Origin of the sequence: Methylomonas sp. DH-1, assembly GCF_046097555.1 — a bacterium.
GTDB lineage: Bacteria > Pseudomonadota > Gammaproteobacteria > Methylococcales > Methylomonadaceae > Methylomonas > Methylomonas koyamae.
The window spans coordinates 1,051,859-1,065,199 of sequence record NZ_CP143089.1; the positions used below are offsets into that span (position 1 = coordinate 1,051,859).

At 56.5% G+C, this 13,341-nt stretch carries 17 protein-coding genes; 11 read left to right on the top strand and 6 right to left on the bottom strand.

Annotated elements, in window-relative coordinates; all coding sequences use genetic code 11:
• Window positions 1–15: 15 nt before the first annotated feature.
• Together htpX and VXJ35_RS05180 are read left to right on the top strand one after the other, a co-directional pair.
• A complete protein-coding gene (htpX, locus tag VXJ35_RS05175; RefSeq protein WP_064020744.1) occupies window positions 16–891 on the top strand; it encodes a protease HtpX in 876 nt (291 codons plus the stop codon).
• Window positions 892–934: 43 nt separating this feature from the next.
• The gene (locus tag VXJ35_RS05180) at window positions 935–1,162 is read left to right on the top strand and encodes a DUF2835 domain-containing protein (protein ID WP_064020745.1); all 228 of its coding nucleotides are present in this window, start codon (window positions 935–937) and stop codon (window positions 1,160–1,162) included.
• Between the two features lie 24 nt (window positions 1,163–1,186).
• Here the strand turns inward: VXJ35_RS05180 and VXJ35_RS05185 are convergent, their stop codons facing one another.
• On the bottom strand, window positions 1,187–1,948 hold the full coding sequence (locus VXJ35_RS05185) for a diguanylate cyclase domain-containing protein (protein ID WP_064020746.1): 762 nt from the start codon (window positions 1,946–1,948) through the stop codon (window positions 1,187–1,189).
• A 267-nt stretch (window positions 1,949–2,215) separates the two neighbouring features.
• Window positions 2,216–3,328: an NADH:flavin oxidoreductase/NADH oxidase gene (locus VXJ35_RS05190; RefSeq protein WP_064020748.1), complete on the bottom strand. Its 1,113-nt coding sequence runs from the start codon at window positions 3,326–3,328 to the stop codon at window positions 2,216–2,218.
• Here VXJ35_RS05190 and VXJ35_RS05195 point away from each other — a divergent pair.
• The 4 genes from VXJ35_RS05195 (at window position 3,312) to VXJ35_RS05210 (ending at window position 5,336) form a co-directional block, all read left to right on the top strand.
• Complete coding sequence (locus VXJ35_RS05195) at window positions 3,312–3,587, top strand: hypothetical protein (protein WP_157198086.1); 276 nt, start codon at window positions 3,312–3,314, stop codon at window positions 3,585–3,587. The two genes, VXJ35_RS05190 and VXJ35_RS05195, sit on opposite strands and share 17 nt — an antisense overlap.
• Entirely contained in the window at window positions 3,584–4,240 is a 657-nt protein-coding gene (locus VXJ35_RS05200) for a PEP-CTERM sorting domain-containing protein (protein ID WP_064020750.1), read from the top strand. The genes VXJ35_RS05195 and VXJ35_RS05200 overlap by 4 nt, the downstream gene beginning before the upstream one ends.
• 41 nt (window positions 4,241–4,281) lie before the next feature.
• Window positions 4,282–4,950 (top strand): hypothetical protein, encoded by a 669-nt coding sequence (locus VXJ35_RS05205; RefSeq protein ID WP_064020751.1) that lies wholly within the window; start codon window positions 4,282–4,284, stop codon window positions 4,948–4,950.
• 236 nt (window positions 4,951–5,186) lie between these two features.
• Window positions 5,187–5,336 carry a hypothetical protein gene (locus VXJ35_RS05210; protein ID WP_172680396.1) on the top strand — a complete coding sequence of 50 codons (150 nt, stop codon included), beginning with the start codon at window positions 5,187–5,189 and terminating at the stop codon, window positions 5,334–5,336.
• Window positions 5,337–5,405: 69 nt separating this feature from the next.
• Here the strand turns inward: VXJ35_RS05210 and VXJ35_RS05215 are convergent, their stop codons facing one another.
• The gene (locus VXJ35_RS05215; protein ID WP_231914850.1) at window positions 5,406–6,356 is read right to left on the bottom strand and encodes a hypothetical protein; all 951 of its coding nucleotides are present in this window, start codon (window positions 6,354–6,356) and stop codon (window positions 5,406–5,408) included.
• Window positions 6,357–6,439: 83 nt separating this feature from the next.
• The gene (gene mobA / locus VXJ35_RS05220) at window positions 6,440–7,069 is read right to left on the bottom strand and encodes a molybdenum cofactor guanylyltransferase MobA (protein ID WP_064020752.1); all 630 of its coding nucleotides are present in this window, start codon (window positions 7,067–7,069) and stop codon (window positions 6,440–6,442) included.
• A gap of 17 nt (window positions 7,070–7,086) precedes the next feature.
• On the opposite strand from mobA, the gene VXJ35_RS05225 reads away from it, so the two are divergent.
• The 4 genes from VXJ35_RS05225 (at window position 7,087) to VXJ35_RS05240 (ending at window position 10,359) form a co-directional block, all read left to right on the top strand.
• The gene (locus VXJ35_RS05225; RefSeq protein ID WP_064020753.1) at window positions 7,087–7,545 is read left to right on the top strand and encodes a DUF302 domain-containing protein; all 459 of its coding nucleotides are present in this window, start codon (window positions 7,087–7,089) and stop codon (window positions 7,543–7,545) included.
• 30 nt (window positions 7,546–7,575) lie between these two features.
• A complete protein-coding gene (locus tag VXJ35_RS05230; RefSeq protein ID WP_064020754.1) occupies window positions 7,576–7,974 on the top strand; it encodes a hypothetical protein in 399 nt (132 codons plus the stop codon).
• A gap of 96 nt (window positions 7,975–8,070) precedes the next feature.
• Window positions 8,071–8,601, top strand: coding sequence for a hypothetical protein (locus tag VXJ35_RS05235; RefSeq protein ID WP_064023377.1), 531 nt, complete (start codon window positions 8,071–8,073; stop codon window positions 8,599–8,601).
• 6 nt (window positions 8,602–8,607) lie between these two features.
• Window positions 8,608–10,359, top strand: a complete 1,752-nt coding sequence (locus VXJ35_RS05240; protein WP_064020755.1) for an LTA synthase family protein — start codon at window positions 8,608–8,610, stop codon at window positions 10,357–10,359.
• Here VXJ35_RS05240 and VXJ35_RS05245 read toward each other — a convergent pair.
• Together VXJ35_RS05245 and VXJ35_RS05250 are read right to left on the bottom strand one after the other, a co-directional pair.
• Window positions 10,298–10,942, bottom strand: coding sequence for an alpha-ketoglutarate-dependent dioxygenase AlkB (locus VXJ35_RS05245; protein WP_231914851.1), 645 nt, complete (start codon window positions 10,940–10,942; stop codon window positions 10,298–10,300). The two genes, VXJ35_RS05240 and VXJ35_RS05245, sit on opposite strands and share 62 nt — an antisense overlap.
• Before the next feature lie 18 nt (window positions 10,943–10,960).
• On the bottom strand, window positions 10,961–12,622 hold the full coding sequence (locus VXJ35_RS05250) for a putative transporter (protein WP_064020756.1): 1,662 nt from the start codon (window positions 12,620–12,622) through the stop codon (window positions 10,961–10,963).
• Window positions 12,623–12,756: 134 nt separating this feature from the next.
• Between VXJ35_RS05250 and VXJ35_RS05255 the strand changes: the two genes are divergently transcribed.
• Window positions 12,757–13,326 carry a cytochrome c gene (locus VXJ35_RS05255; RefSeq protein WP_054763557.1) on the top strand — a complete coding sequence of 190 codons (570 nt, stop codon included), beginning with the start codon at window positions 12,757–12,759 and terminating at the stop codon, window positions 13,324–13,326.
• Window positions 13,327–13,341 lie beyond the last annotated feature (15 nt).

The following is a 13,341-nucleotide window of genomic DNA, read 5'->3' on the forward strand; positions in this document are numbered from 1 at the left end:
CAGGAAAGTTACGCCATGATGAGAATATTGCTGTTTTTGGCTACCAACGTGGCCATCATGATTGCGATCAGCATCATTTTTAACGTTTTAGGCTTGAAAGGCGCGCTGGACGCTCAAGGCGTACATCTGAACATCGAAGGCTTGCTGGCAATGTCGGCGGTAATCGGTATGACCGGTTCGGTGATTTCGTTGTTCATGTCCAAGTGGTCGGCGAAAAGCGCAATGGGCGTGCATGTGATCGAACAACCGCAAAACCAGACCGAACAATGGCTGGTCAGTGTGGTATCGCGCCAAGCGCAAATGGCCGGTATCGGCATGCCGGAAGTCGGTATCTTCGATGCGCCGGAAGCCAATGCTTTTGCCACCGGGGCTAACCGGGACAATGCTTTGGTAGCGGTCAGCACCGGTTTATTGCGCACCATGAATGCCGACGAAGTCGAAGCGGTGGTCGGCCACGAGATCAGCCACGTCGCCAACGGCGATATGGTGACGATGGCGCTGATGCAGGGCGTGGTCAACACCTTCGTTTATTTCTTCGCCACCATCATCGGTTATGTGGTCGACCGGGCGGTGTTCAAGACCGAACGCGGTTACGGTCCGGCGTATTACATCACGCAAATGGTCGCGCAAATCGCCTTGTCGATTTTGGCTTCGATGCTGGTGATGTGGTTCTCGCGTTACCGCGAATTCCGCGCCGATGCCGGCGGTGCTCAATTAGCCGGCCGGCAGAAAATGATCGACGCCTTGCGGGCGTTGCAACGCTCGCACGAACCGGCGCAATTGCCCGGCGAGTTGGCGGCATTCGGCATCAACGGCGGCGGTGTGCAACGCTTGTTCATGAGCCACCCGCCTTTGGAAGAGCGGATTGCCGCTTTGCAAAACGCCCGTTAACCGACGGAACAGCCGAGCCGGGCCATCCCGGCTCGGCTTTTTTATGGCCAACCAATTTATCCGCTTCCGACTCGATCTCAGTTACGGCCAATTTCTGGCCGTCTACCAAGGCCACGCCAAAACGGTCAGCGCCGTCGCCGACGACGGCCGCCGCATACAGTTTCCGGCCGGCAACATTCAGCGCTATTTGGCCAAGAACGGCATTCAGGGTTACTTCGAAATGGAATTGGGGCCGGGAAACAAATTCGTCGCGCTGCGCCGGCTGGATTAGCTCGCCCTCTCGGCCCGACCGGACTCAAGCCTTGGCAGCCTTGGTGCGGTACATAGCTTGGTCGGCCTGCCTGATTAAATCGTCCCACGATTGTTTGCCGCGGCGGTAAATCGCGGTGCCGATGCTGACGTCCAGCGTCAGGTAGCCGATGGCCGAGGCGTAGGGAGCGATCAGAGTTTCGTAAACTTTATCGATTACCGCGCTTAGCTGATTCGAATTCTCGATGTCGGTCAGCAGTATCAAAAACTCATCTCCGCCGTAACGGCAAGCGGTATCGCAATTGCGAATGCAGGCTTGCAGCCGGTTGGCGACGTCGCTTAACAGACGGTCGCCGGCCGCATGGCCCAGCGTGTCGTTGACGGCTTTGAAGTCGTCGAGATCGATGAACAACAATGCCAGATGCGATTGCTGCCGGTTTGCCAGTGCCATGGCCTGGCGCAGCCTATCCTGCAGCAGCGTGCGGTTTGCCAGTCCGGTCAGCGCATCGTGATGGGCCGCATGCAAGGCCTGGCGATAATTTTCGCCCACTTCGCGCAATTGTTGGTTTAACTCGGCCCGGTCGGCGTGTAGCGATTCGAGTTGTCGCCTGGCGTCGGCCAATTGCTGTTGGCTCAGCGCCAGCGCCTTTTGCAATTCGGCAATCTCCGCAAAATTTTGATGTAACTGTTCGCATTTGCCGGGCGCCGCGCAACAGGAACCAGGCTCGAGCCAATGCGAGGCAACACTGCCGTCCGGGCTGGAAAGGACCGGAATGGGGTTCAAAAAAAGAGTCGGTTCGTTTTTCATGGTCAGCTCTGTCGGTAAAGGGTTGGTATTTGCCGTTTTCCGGCGCCTTTTTTACCGAATCCATCAAGAGCCGTGCCATTGCGGATTTAATCGAATCTGGATGCCGCAATTCATTGAAATAAAATTGTTTTTATTGTACGGCCTGGCGGGAGCGGCGCTGCTGCGGCGACGGCAGCGGGCCGAGCGGGACGAAATATCGCCATGCGCACGATATTTCGTAGTTTTGGCGGGCGGCCGAGTGGCCGCTGCTTGATCTATGCGTTAGCGTTAGCGTTGGCGGAAGCGGATGTCGCCGAACAGTTCCTTCAATTCTCTCGGTTGGCAACGCCAATATTGGCGGGGAGCTTCGACTCGAGCGCCAAGTTTGGCGGCGGCGTGCCAGGGCCAGCGCGGATCGTAAAGAATGCCGCGGGCGATGGCGACCAGGTCGGCCCGACCCTCGGCGACGATGGCTTCGGCCGCCTCCGCTTCGGTAATCAATCCCACTGCAACCGTCGCCAGTCCGCAGCCGTTGCGAATCGCTGCGGCCAGCGGCACTTGGTAGTTGGGGCCCAGCGGAATTTTCTGTTGCGGCGACAGGCCGCCGCTGGATACGTGAATGTAGGCGCAGCCGCGAGCTTTCAATTCGTTGGCAAACACAATGCTTTGCTCGACATCCCAGCCGCCGGCCACCCAATCGGTCGCAGAAATCCTGACTCCGATCGGTATCCGCTCGGAAACCGCGGCACGCATCGCGGCGAACACCGCTAACGGAAAGCGCATCCGGTTTTCCAGCGAACCGCCAAATTCGTCGTTCCGCAGATTGGCCAGCGGCGACAAAAACTGGTGTAACAGATAGCCGTGTGCAGCGTGGATCTCGATTGCGTCGACGCCGATCTGCTGCGCCCGTTGTGCCGCCGATACGAAACACCGTTCTATGTGCGCCATATCGGCAGGGCTCAGTTCGAGCGGCGGCGGATCGTCCGGCATGAACGGCAGCGGCGATGGGGCAACGGTCGGCCAACCGCCGCCGGTCGAGTCCAGCAGGTGTCCGCCGTCCCACGGTGTAGCGGTAGAGGCCTTGCGTCCGGCATGCGCGAGTTGCAGCGCAATCGGCATCGGCGAATAGCGCCGAATCGCATCCAGAATTTTGCCCAAAGCCGCCGCGCCGGCGTCGGACCAGAGACCGAGGTCGGCCGGCGAGATACGGCCGCGCGGCTCGACCGCGGTGGCTTCGATGATCAACAGGCCGGCGCCGGACATTGCCAGATTGCCGAGGTGCATTAAGTGCCAATCGGAGGCAATGCCGTCGACGGCCGAATATTGGCACATCGGCGCGATGACGATTCGGTTCGGCAGGGTCAACGGGCCTAAAGAAAACGGAGTGAATAACTGGCTCATGGCGGAGGTCGGGGCTATGTGCTTGGCTGAGGTGCGAGTCTATTGGCTGATGGCCGGATTGGCAATGCTGCCAGCGCTGCCACGCTTGTCATTTCGGCTGCCAGAACTGTCACTCGCGCAATTGCTGAAAAATCATTGTGAAGAAGATCAAATAATTGATTCGAAACATTTTAATGGTAGTGGCACAAGGCGTGCTTTGTTCCAGGTTAAGGAATTCGTTCCGTTCCACTCAATGTTTTACTACTGCTGCAAAGGATGAATAAAGTGAACAAGTGTTTGCCTGGATTACGCCTGGTTTTATTGGCCCTGACGTTGGCTTTGTCTGTGGGAAACGCCGTTTCCGCAACCTTGATCGACGATTTTTCCGATTTTCAAGCCATCGATAACGGTAGCGACGGCCCGTTGCCGATTTCCGGCTCGGATTTAAGCGGCATTACCCGCACCTTGACCGCTACCCCGTTCGCTAACGGCGATACCTCAGAAGTGGTGGTCGAACAAGGTCTGTTGACGGTCAGTAACGGTTCAAACGGCGGTTTCGCCAGCGTGTTATACAGTTTTGATACGATCGATTTGGCATCGCTGGCCGGCGCATTTGTGCTTGCCACCGAATTTATGGATTTGAGCCACCAAGTGCAGTTGATTGCCAACGGCAGTTCGATATTCGGATTTACCGACTTAGGACTCGGCGAGCACATCATCGCCTTTACCCAGTTTTCCGATGCCAGCGTGTTCGGCCATTTGACTAGCCTGGAACTCAAATTCCAGGGCACTGACGCCTGGGACGCACAGTTCAGATTGTTGGCTACCAATGGCAATAGCGTGCCCGAACCTTCGGTCATAGCACTGTTAGCGATTGGTTTGTTGGCTAGCGGCTTCGGCTCGCCGAAAAAACCGTTGTCGGCCAAGGCGTGAATTAGCAATCCACTCTCAGTGTAATGTCAGGACAATCGACCATGTTTATGAAAACCTTCAAATTCAGTCTGCCAGCCTTAGCGCTGCTTTGCTCGCTGTCTATCTCGCCTTCCGCGGGCGCCAGCGTGTTAACGATCGACAATTTTACCCACGTCCAGACGGCTATCGATCGGGGAAATACCGTGGGTAGCCCGACGACCGTCGATCATTTGACCGGTACTGATTTGACCAATGCCTCGCGTACCTTTTCGGCCGTTGCCAGCGGCACGACTTACGCCAATAAAGAAGAAATCGCTTCCGGCGGCAATGTTTTGAAAATTACCAATGGCGGAACCTCGGCCGGTACCGCGTCTATCGTTTGGAATTTCGATCCGATCAATTTTACCGCTCACGGCAATGCGATTCTGTTGGAGATTTTAAGTATCGACTTGGGCGTTCAAGTCGAAATGATCGCCAACGGCAGTTCGACTAGCGGCGTGCAAAGCTTCAGCGGTCCGGGAAGCTTTTGGTTGGGGTTCGACGAATTCAGTAACCCGGCGGCGTTTTCCAGCGTCAATAGTTTCCGCCTGAATTTCTCTGGTCCGGCGGCTTGGGACGGACAATTCCGGGTGTTGGCAACCAGCTTTCCGGTGCCGCTGCCTCCGGCCTTCTGGCTGATGGGGCCCGTGCTGTTGGGTGGGCTGGGCATTCGGCGCAGATCAACCCGCTGATTCGGTACGACCAAGAACCAGACCCAGCAAGCGCTGGGTCTGGTTTTTTATTGCCCGAGCCATTTCCGCTACGCCATTGGCTTCCAAGTACTGTCGGCCGGTTATCAGGCTCTTTCAGCTAAGGGCTGGACAACGGCCGATTGCAAGGTAACTTCTCCTCCAAGCATGGCGCAGCCTTGCCGCTAATTAAATCGAATCAATCGTTTGGCCGCTTGCCGGCATTGGAGGGAAATAGTATGGGCCCGTATTACCGAGCGACATCGCAAACCACAGGGGCTTTTTTCGACACGTTCTACCAACACCCGATTTTGATGTTGTTACTGGTCGCCGGCGTGGTGGGGCTGGGCGTCTGGTTCTGGAAAAAAACCGATAAACCGTCGGCCTAGCTTGGTATTGAGCATGACGCTTTGGCCGCAAACGCTGGCAATTTTCGGCCAAAGTGCCGCTTTCGTTGTTTATCGGGACAGTTTTGTTTTGCTGTTGCGCCAAAAATAAAACAGCGCCAGTCCGGTGGCGAGTGCCAGTAGTGCCAGCATGAATCTAGGATCCGCCACTTGCAATGAACGGTTTTCGTCCTTGAATTTGAATTTGGTCAGCACGCCTAAAGCCGGGTCGCTGATATCGATAGCGATCGATTTTGCCGGCAAGTTGAGTAGCTGGATCTCGCTGCCGTCGAACGGCTTGTTGTTGCGGGTATCGGTACTGACCATGCCCGGGTAAAGTGGCGTTTGCGCCAATTGGGCGAGACTGATTTTTCCGGCAAGTTCTTGCTCCAGTTCCTGGGTCGTTTTGCCGTCGGTTTTTATCTTAATCGGCGTTTGGCCGTCTATCGCGATCGCAATTTCGCCTTGGGATGCCGATTGCGCTTTTTTCGACGTAAAGTTGTCCAAATACTCCACGTCGGCGGTATAGACCAAATCCAGCGCTAGCTGTACGCCTTCGGCGCTAAAGGTTTTGTCGGCCAGCTCGTACTGTAAAGCCTGGTTGGAGTAATCGCGAATCGTGATGTTGGTGAGCGAGTAGCCGGCTTTGTTGGCGATAACCAATTCCGGCTGGTCCTTGGGTTGGATAACGGTGACGCCGCGCCAATTCGGATCGAGTTGGATCATGCCGTCCTTCATTGCGGTCCAAAGCTTTTTGGCGATGTAAGCCTCCGGTTTGTCGTGGTCCAATTTGGAGGCGTTCAAGAAACTCAAGCCGGTAGAGCGGTATAACTCGCCGTCGTCGATACGCCATTCCACGGTATACGAAAACAGCGAATCGCTGGCGCGGCGCGGAATTCCGGTGTGGATGCGTAATTTATCCTGTTCGGCGGCCGTATTCGCCGCGAAAGCAGGCTGGAATTGAGCTATGCAGGCCGGCAGGGACAAAGCCAGCATCAGCGAATGGATCAGTTTTTGTTTCATTTCAATTCCGGACCGTGGCGTTCAAAACGCCAACGTTAGCACAAGCTGCCGGAAAAGGCATACTGCACCGGCTGTAGGGGTAATCAGGACGGCTCAGAGTCCGGGGATGCGACGCGGCCGAGTCCACCGCGCAATTGCAGCGCCTCCAATTCGGCGGGCGAGTTGATATTGGCAAAAACTTCGGGCGCCGTGCCGAAATCGACTTCGACCATAGCGTGGCGCCGAAACCAAACTTGCAATTTACGTTCTCCGCATAGCAAGTAATCTTGTAAATCGGCTTGCAAATGGGTGCGGATCGCTGCGAATACCGGATGTAAACGCTCGCCGTCGAACGCCACCGCAATGTCGGCAGTACTACCGTGTAAGGCGTCCAACAGCTTTTGAAAATGTTCGGTGCGGACAAAAGGCGAATCGCAAGGCGCAGTCAATAAAATTTGCGCCGGTGCGGTTTGCAATGCGGCCAGGATGCCGGCCAAAGGGCCGTCGAAGGTGGGATTGGCGTCGCTGATCACCCGGTAGCCGAAGCCACGGTATTGCTCTTGGTTACGGTTGGCGCTGATCAATAACGTTTGGGCTAGCGGCGCCAACGCCGCCAACGCATAGCTGACCAGCGGCCGGTCGCCGAAAAGGATCAGGCCTTTGTCTCGGTGCTGCATCCGCCGCGCCAAACCGCCGGCCAGCACGACGCCGCTAACTTTGTTTTGCCCGCTCATGATGTTAAGCTTTGCCAATGTTTAACAGAGCCGTCATTTTCGCAAGCTTGCCGCTGATTGCAAGCTGCGCCAATCCCGCGCTGCACAGCGAGACGGTAATGTATTACCAGGTCGAGACCGGCAAGCCTTACGACGAAGTGTTGGCCGAATTGCAGGTTGCCATTGCCGAGCACAATTTCCGTATCACCGGCCATAGCCGGGTCGGCAAAGTCATACGCGAGCGTGGCGCCGAGAATTTTCCCGAGTACGACACCGTACAGTTTTGCAATCTGACCTTGGCGAAAACGGTGCTGGAAATCACGCCGCATGCGATCGCTTATATGCCCTGCAACGTCGTGACCTACCAATTCCAGGGTAAAACCATCGTGCGTACCCATTTGTTGCCGGATGATACCGACAATCCGGCGCTGAACCAATTTGCAGCCGAAATGAACCCGCAACTGAAACAGATTGTCGATTTCGCCGCCGAACAATAACTCTTTAACTACAACGAAACAGCCAGCACCATGAAAAACTTTTTGATCCCGATGCTCAGCGCTTTGGTTTTACTCGGCGGTTGCGCCGTCACCGAAGACAGCGCCAAACCGGATGCCGAAGCCGCTGCCGCACCCGCGCCAATGGTCAACGACTACCCGACCCGCGACCGCGTCGATTACGTTTTGGAATGCGTCGCCAAACACGGCGGCTTGACCTACATCAGCCAATACGCCTGCGGCTGCAAGATCGACAAGATTGCCGAGAAATTGAGTTTTGCCGAATACGAAGCGGCCAGAACCTTCAGCCAGATGCAAAAAACCGCCGGAGAGAACGGCGCCGCGTTCCGCGATCCCAAACAATCCAAGGAGTTACGCAGCCGCTTGAAAGAAGCCGAAGCAGAAGCCGAGAAAGCCTGCTTCATCAAATAAACGGATAGGCCAATACAGGGCTTTAGCGGCGCTAAAGCCCTTTTTATTTGCCACAATTTTCACGTTGCCTTTGTCGGCATGCCGGACCTGTCGATCATGTTCAATACTTCCGCGATCCAATATCCTAAATCCAAATTGTCGATTCTGGCGTTGCTGGCGCTGAATGCCGTTATTTACGGTTTTACCGACACGCTGACCAGTTTTGCCGATGCCTTGGTATGGGTGGTGTTGCTGGTGATTTACGAATTGGAAGCGAACAAGGTCGGTTTGCCGCTAGGCGAAACGGCGATGCGCCATCTGCGCAGCGGTTTGATCGGCGTGATCGGTTTGGTTTTTGCCAGTTACTGGCGCGACAGCGAATGGTTGGATGTGGCCAACTCGCTGCTTTGGTTTGGATTGATTGCCATTTTGGAAACCGAAGTCCGCTGGCCGGACTACGTACGCCGGCATCCGCGTTTTTTTTGGCTGGCGACCATTGCCACTTTTACCGGCCTACTGGCGATGGCCGGGGTTTGGTTGGCGCGCGGCGCCTGGCTCGACGGCTACGATGCCGTGTTGTGGATTGTCGCGTTCGGTTTCATCGAAGTCGATATTTTTCATCTGCTAAAACGTAAACGCTCGGTATAAGCCGGCATGGCCAAGCGCTTGGGCGTCTTCGTCTTCCTATTGGCGCCGTTGCTGCTGAAAGGCCTGTTCGTCGACCGTTTCATCTACGAGTACACCGGTACGCCGTGGCTGGGATGGGCTAGGGTGTTGGCCAACGATGCTGTGGTTTATGCGGCATTGCTGGTGCTGCTGTACCTGTCGTGCTGGCCCGGTATGCGGCGGCCGATATCGGCGCTATTGCGTTTGTCGGCGCTGGCGTTGTTTACGGTGTACTGGATCGATTACTTGGTCATCGCTAATTTCGACACCCATCTGGCGCTCGGCGATGCGATCAAATACGCCGGTTATTCCCACAAATACCTGCAACAAATCTACGGATTGCCGGATTGGGCGCTGTGGGCGATCGCGCTGCCGGTATTGGCGGCGATTGCCGCGCTGGTCTCGCTTCCGTACCGTCTTCCCGCCGAACGTAGCCGCATACTACCGCTGTTTGCCATCGCCGGGCTGCCGTTGATTTCCGGTTTCACCGACAACGACGTCTACGCCCATGCCTGGATTTATAAAAACGTTTTCGATTACAACCTGACGATACGCTCGGAAGCGTCGGCTTACAGCCCGGCTTTTATTCGCGATTTTCGCCACGAAGAAGCGCAAACCTGCCTCGCCGAACCGGCACAACGCAAAAACATCGTCATTCTGATGGTGGAATCGTTGTCCGCCTACCAAAGCCGCTACTTTTCCGGCATTCGCGATTGGACCCCCGAGCTGGACGCGATCGCGGCAAACCATCTGGCGTTTCGCAATTTTTACGCGAACGGTTTTATCACCGAAGACGGCGAAATCGCTCTGTTGACCGGTTTGCCGTCGATCTATTCGCCGTCGAGCTATTCCGACGGCGGCAGCGCTTCGTTTGCCGGTTTTTATGGCGTCGAGCAAGCGTTGCCGAAACGGTTGAAGGCGCACGGCTACCGTAGCGAGTTTTTAACCAGTGCCGATTTGGAATTCGGCAACACCGGGACTTGGGCGAAAAGCATCGGTTTCGATTACATCGAGGGCCACGACCATCCCGATTATGCGCATTGGGACCGCTATCATTTTCGCGCCGCGCCGGACGAGGCGCTTTACCTGCGGGCGCTGGATCGAATCGCCAAGGCCGCTAACCAGCCGCTGTTACTGTTCATCAAGACCGTCAGTACCCACCATCCTTACGTCGACCCGGAAACCAAGCAAAAATCGGAAGAAGCGGCGTTTCGCTACGCCGATAAGCAATTGGGCCGTTTTGTCCGGCAGTTGCAGGACCGGCACTTTTTTCGGAATGGGTTGCTACTGGTCGTCGGCGACCACCATTCGATGACGCCGTTAAAAAAAGAAGAGGCCGCGCATTTCGGCCATTACAAAGCCTCGGCCAAAGTGCCGTTGCTCGTCGTCTCCGGCAACGGGCACGCGGACGAGGACAGGCAGTTTCAACAGACCGACGTGTTCAATACCTTGCAAGGCATGGTCGACGGCAGGCAATGCCGCAGCGATTGGCAAGGCGTGCTGTGGGGCGAGCATGCCGCGCCGCCGCGTTTTATCGCCCATCGCCGCGGCGACAATCGCGATAAGGTCAGCGTATTCAGCGAGGATAGCGATTATCTGATAAAGCTGGACGGCGACGATACCCGCCTTGGCAGCGATGGCGTCGATCCGGGCTTAAGCCGCTTGCTGGTCGGTAAAATTAATGCCTTGCGTCTGGCTCGGCTGAATTGGTTGGCAAAATCCGCCGAAACGTCAAATTGATCCGCGGCTGTTTGGTTTGCCGGGTTTTCGGCAACTCGTGGCGCCAATGGTGCTGCAGTGTGCCGGCCATGACCAACAGGTCGCCGTGGGCTAATTCGATATCCAGAGTCTGTTTGCTACGGTTGTGGCGCAGGCGGAACAGGCGGCTGTCGCCGAGACTGAGCGATGCGATCGTGGGGTTCTTGCCCAGCTCGGGCTCGTTGTCGGCGTGGCAGCCCATCGAATCGCGGCCGTCGCGGTATAAATTGGCCAGCACGCTATTGAAGGTATGTTGGCAAATCGAGTCCAGGTCGGCTTTTATCTGCAATAAACTTGCGGTCCAGGGCAACGGGCTGTGGTCGACGCCGGAATAGCGGTAATGTGCTGCCCGGTCGCCGTACCAAGCCATCAGCCGCGGCACGGTTATCGAGCGGCCGAAGATTTGGATTTGTTCGGTTTGCCAGGCCAGATTGCAGCGTAAATCTTGAAACAAGGCATCGGCGGCGGCGTTCGGGTAAAAGCCGCGCAACAGGTAGAGTTCGCCGTCGCTCGGCGCCAGATTGTCGGTGTTGGCTAGCATTGCGGCGCCGATGTCGCTAACCATGCACCCGACGAATCGGGCTTAGTTGACCAGTAAAATAATCAACTGCGCCGCGATGATCCGCAAAATCATCACCAGCGGATACACCGTTGCGTAAGCCATCGAAACGGCAGCCGACGGGCTCAGATTGTTGGCGAAGGCCAGTGCCGGCGGATCAGTCATGCTACCGGCCAGCAGGCCGCACAAAGACAGAAAATTCAGCTTGTAGAAAATGCGGCCGACAGCTGCGACGATTAATAACGGCAGCAGCGTGATCAATGCGGCGCAGGCCATCCAGTAAAAGCCGTCGCCTTTGACCAGGGTTTCGACGAACTGGTCGCCGGAATGCAGACCGACGCAGGCCAGGAACAGCACGATGCCGATATCTTTCAGGATGATGTTGGAGCTTTTCGGTAGATGCCAGGTCATCGCGCCCCAGTTGCCGATCCGGCTCAGCATGATCGCAACCAGCAACGGGCCGCCGGCCATGCCCAGTTTGACCGCGGACGGGATGCCGGGCAGGTAAAGTGGGAAGCTACCCAACAGCACGCCGAGCGAGATGCCGATAAAGATCGGCATGATTTGCGGATGGTCCAGTTCTTCCAAGGAATTGCCCAGGGCTTTTTCGATACTGGTCAATGCATCCTGGCTGCCGACCACGTGCAGTTCGTCGCCGAATTGCACATGGACGTGGCTGGTCGGCGAAAATTCGACGTCCGGCCGATGAATCCGCGAAATCGTCACGCCGTACAGCAGACAGAGGTTGCCGATGGTTTGGTTGATCGCCGCTTTATTGGTGACCACCAAGCGTTTGCTGTGCAGATTGGTGGCGATTTGTTTCAGGTCGATATCCGATTCCGGGCCGATCAGGATTTTCAACTGCTCCAGCGGTTCGCGCTCGCCGACCAGCCGGATTGTGTCGCCGACCGCCAGCCGGCTGTCCCGGCCGGCGACGTCGACTTGGCCGTTGTGCAGAATTCGGGTCATGACTACGTTCATACCTTCGAAAAACGGAATCTGGCTCAGCATCAGGCCGTTCAGGTTGGGGTTCTCGACTTTCAAATCCTTCCAGATTGGTACGTGCGCCTGCTGTTGTTGGTTGTCGTCGAACAGTTTGGCTTCGTAGGCGATGTCGATCTTGAACAGGCGTTTATTCAGCAGCATCGCCAAGATGATGCCGGCGATGCCGAACGGATAGGCGACCGCATAACCCAAGCCCGGCATTTTTAGCGTGTCCGGGCCGATATTCGGCAAACTGCCCAAGACTTGCTGGGCCGCGGCCAGCGACGGTGTATTCGTCGTCGCGCCGGAGAACAGGCCCACTGCGACCGGCATCGGAATCTCGCCGACGATGCTGATCAGCACCGCGGCCAAGGCGCCCAGCAAGACGATGGCCGCAGCCAATCCGTTCAGCTTCAGCCCGTAGCGGAAAAACGAACTGACGAAGCTGGGCCCGACCTGCAAGCCGATGGCGTAAACGAACAACACCAGGCCGAATTCGCGTAGGAAGTGCATGACTTCCGGATTGATGCTGAGATGGAAATGGCCGAAGATCAGGCCGGAGAACAACACGCCGGCGATGCCGAGCTGAATGCCGGCCAGCGACAAGCGGCCCAACACCAGGCCGCTGGCGATCACCAGGCTGATGACCAGCAAGGTGTGTGGTACCGAGTCTTGATTGAAAAGCGATAGCAGCCAGGACATGTCCTATTCCTTGGGGATGGGGTTCACGGGATTTAAGGTTTGCTTACTCGAAACGGCCTGACTATGATGGGGCTTCCCCGCCGGTGCGAAAGCGCTGGTCGGATTGTACAACAAGCCAACCAAGGGTGATCGGGATGAACAATAACTACCATAAAATTAAAATTATCGTCATGCTCGGGTTGTTTGCCGCTGGAGCGAATGCGGCGGATATCAATGCCGGCAAAGCCAAAGCTGCGGTTTGCCAGGGCTGCCACGGCTCCGCCGGCGTCAGTAGCAGCCCGCTGTGGCCGAGTTTGGCCGGCCAGGGCGCGATTTACCTGGAAAGCCAGTTGAATAAATTCAAGTCGGGCCAGCGCGAAAACGAGGTCATGAAGCCGATTGCAGCCGGTTTGTCGGAGGCCGACATGCAGAATCTGGCAGCTTACTATGCCAGTTTACCGGGCAAGTCGGCGGGCGGCGGTAGCGACGCCGCTTTGATCGGCCAAGGTAAGGAAAAAGCCGGTATGTGTCTGGGCTGCCACGGTAATAATGGTCAGGGCACCGGCATGGTACCCAAACTCGCCGGCCAGCAGCCGCAATACTTGGCCAAGCAACTGGCCGATTTCAAAAAAGGTGCGCGTAAGGCTCCGCAAATGAATGCAATGGCGCAATCGTTGAGCGACGACGATATCAAGGCTTTGGCCGCGTATTTAGGCTCGTTGTAATTCTGCAATTCGCCG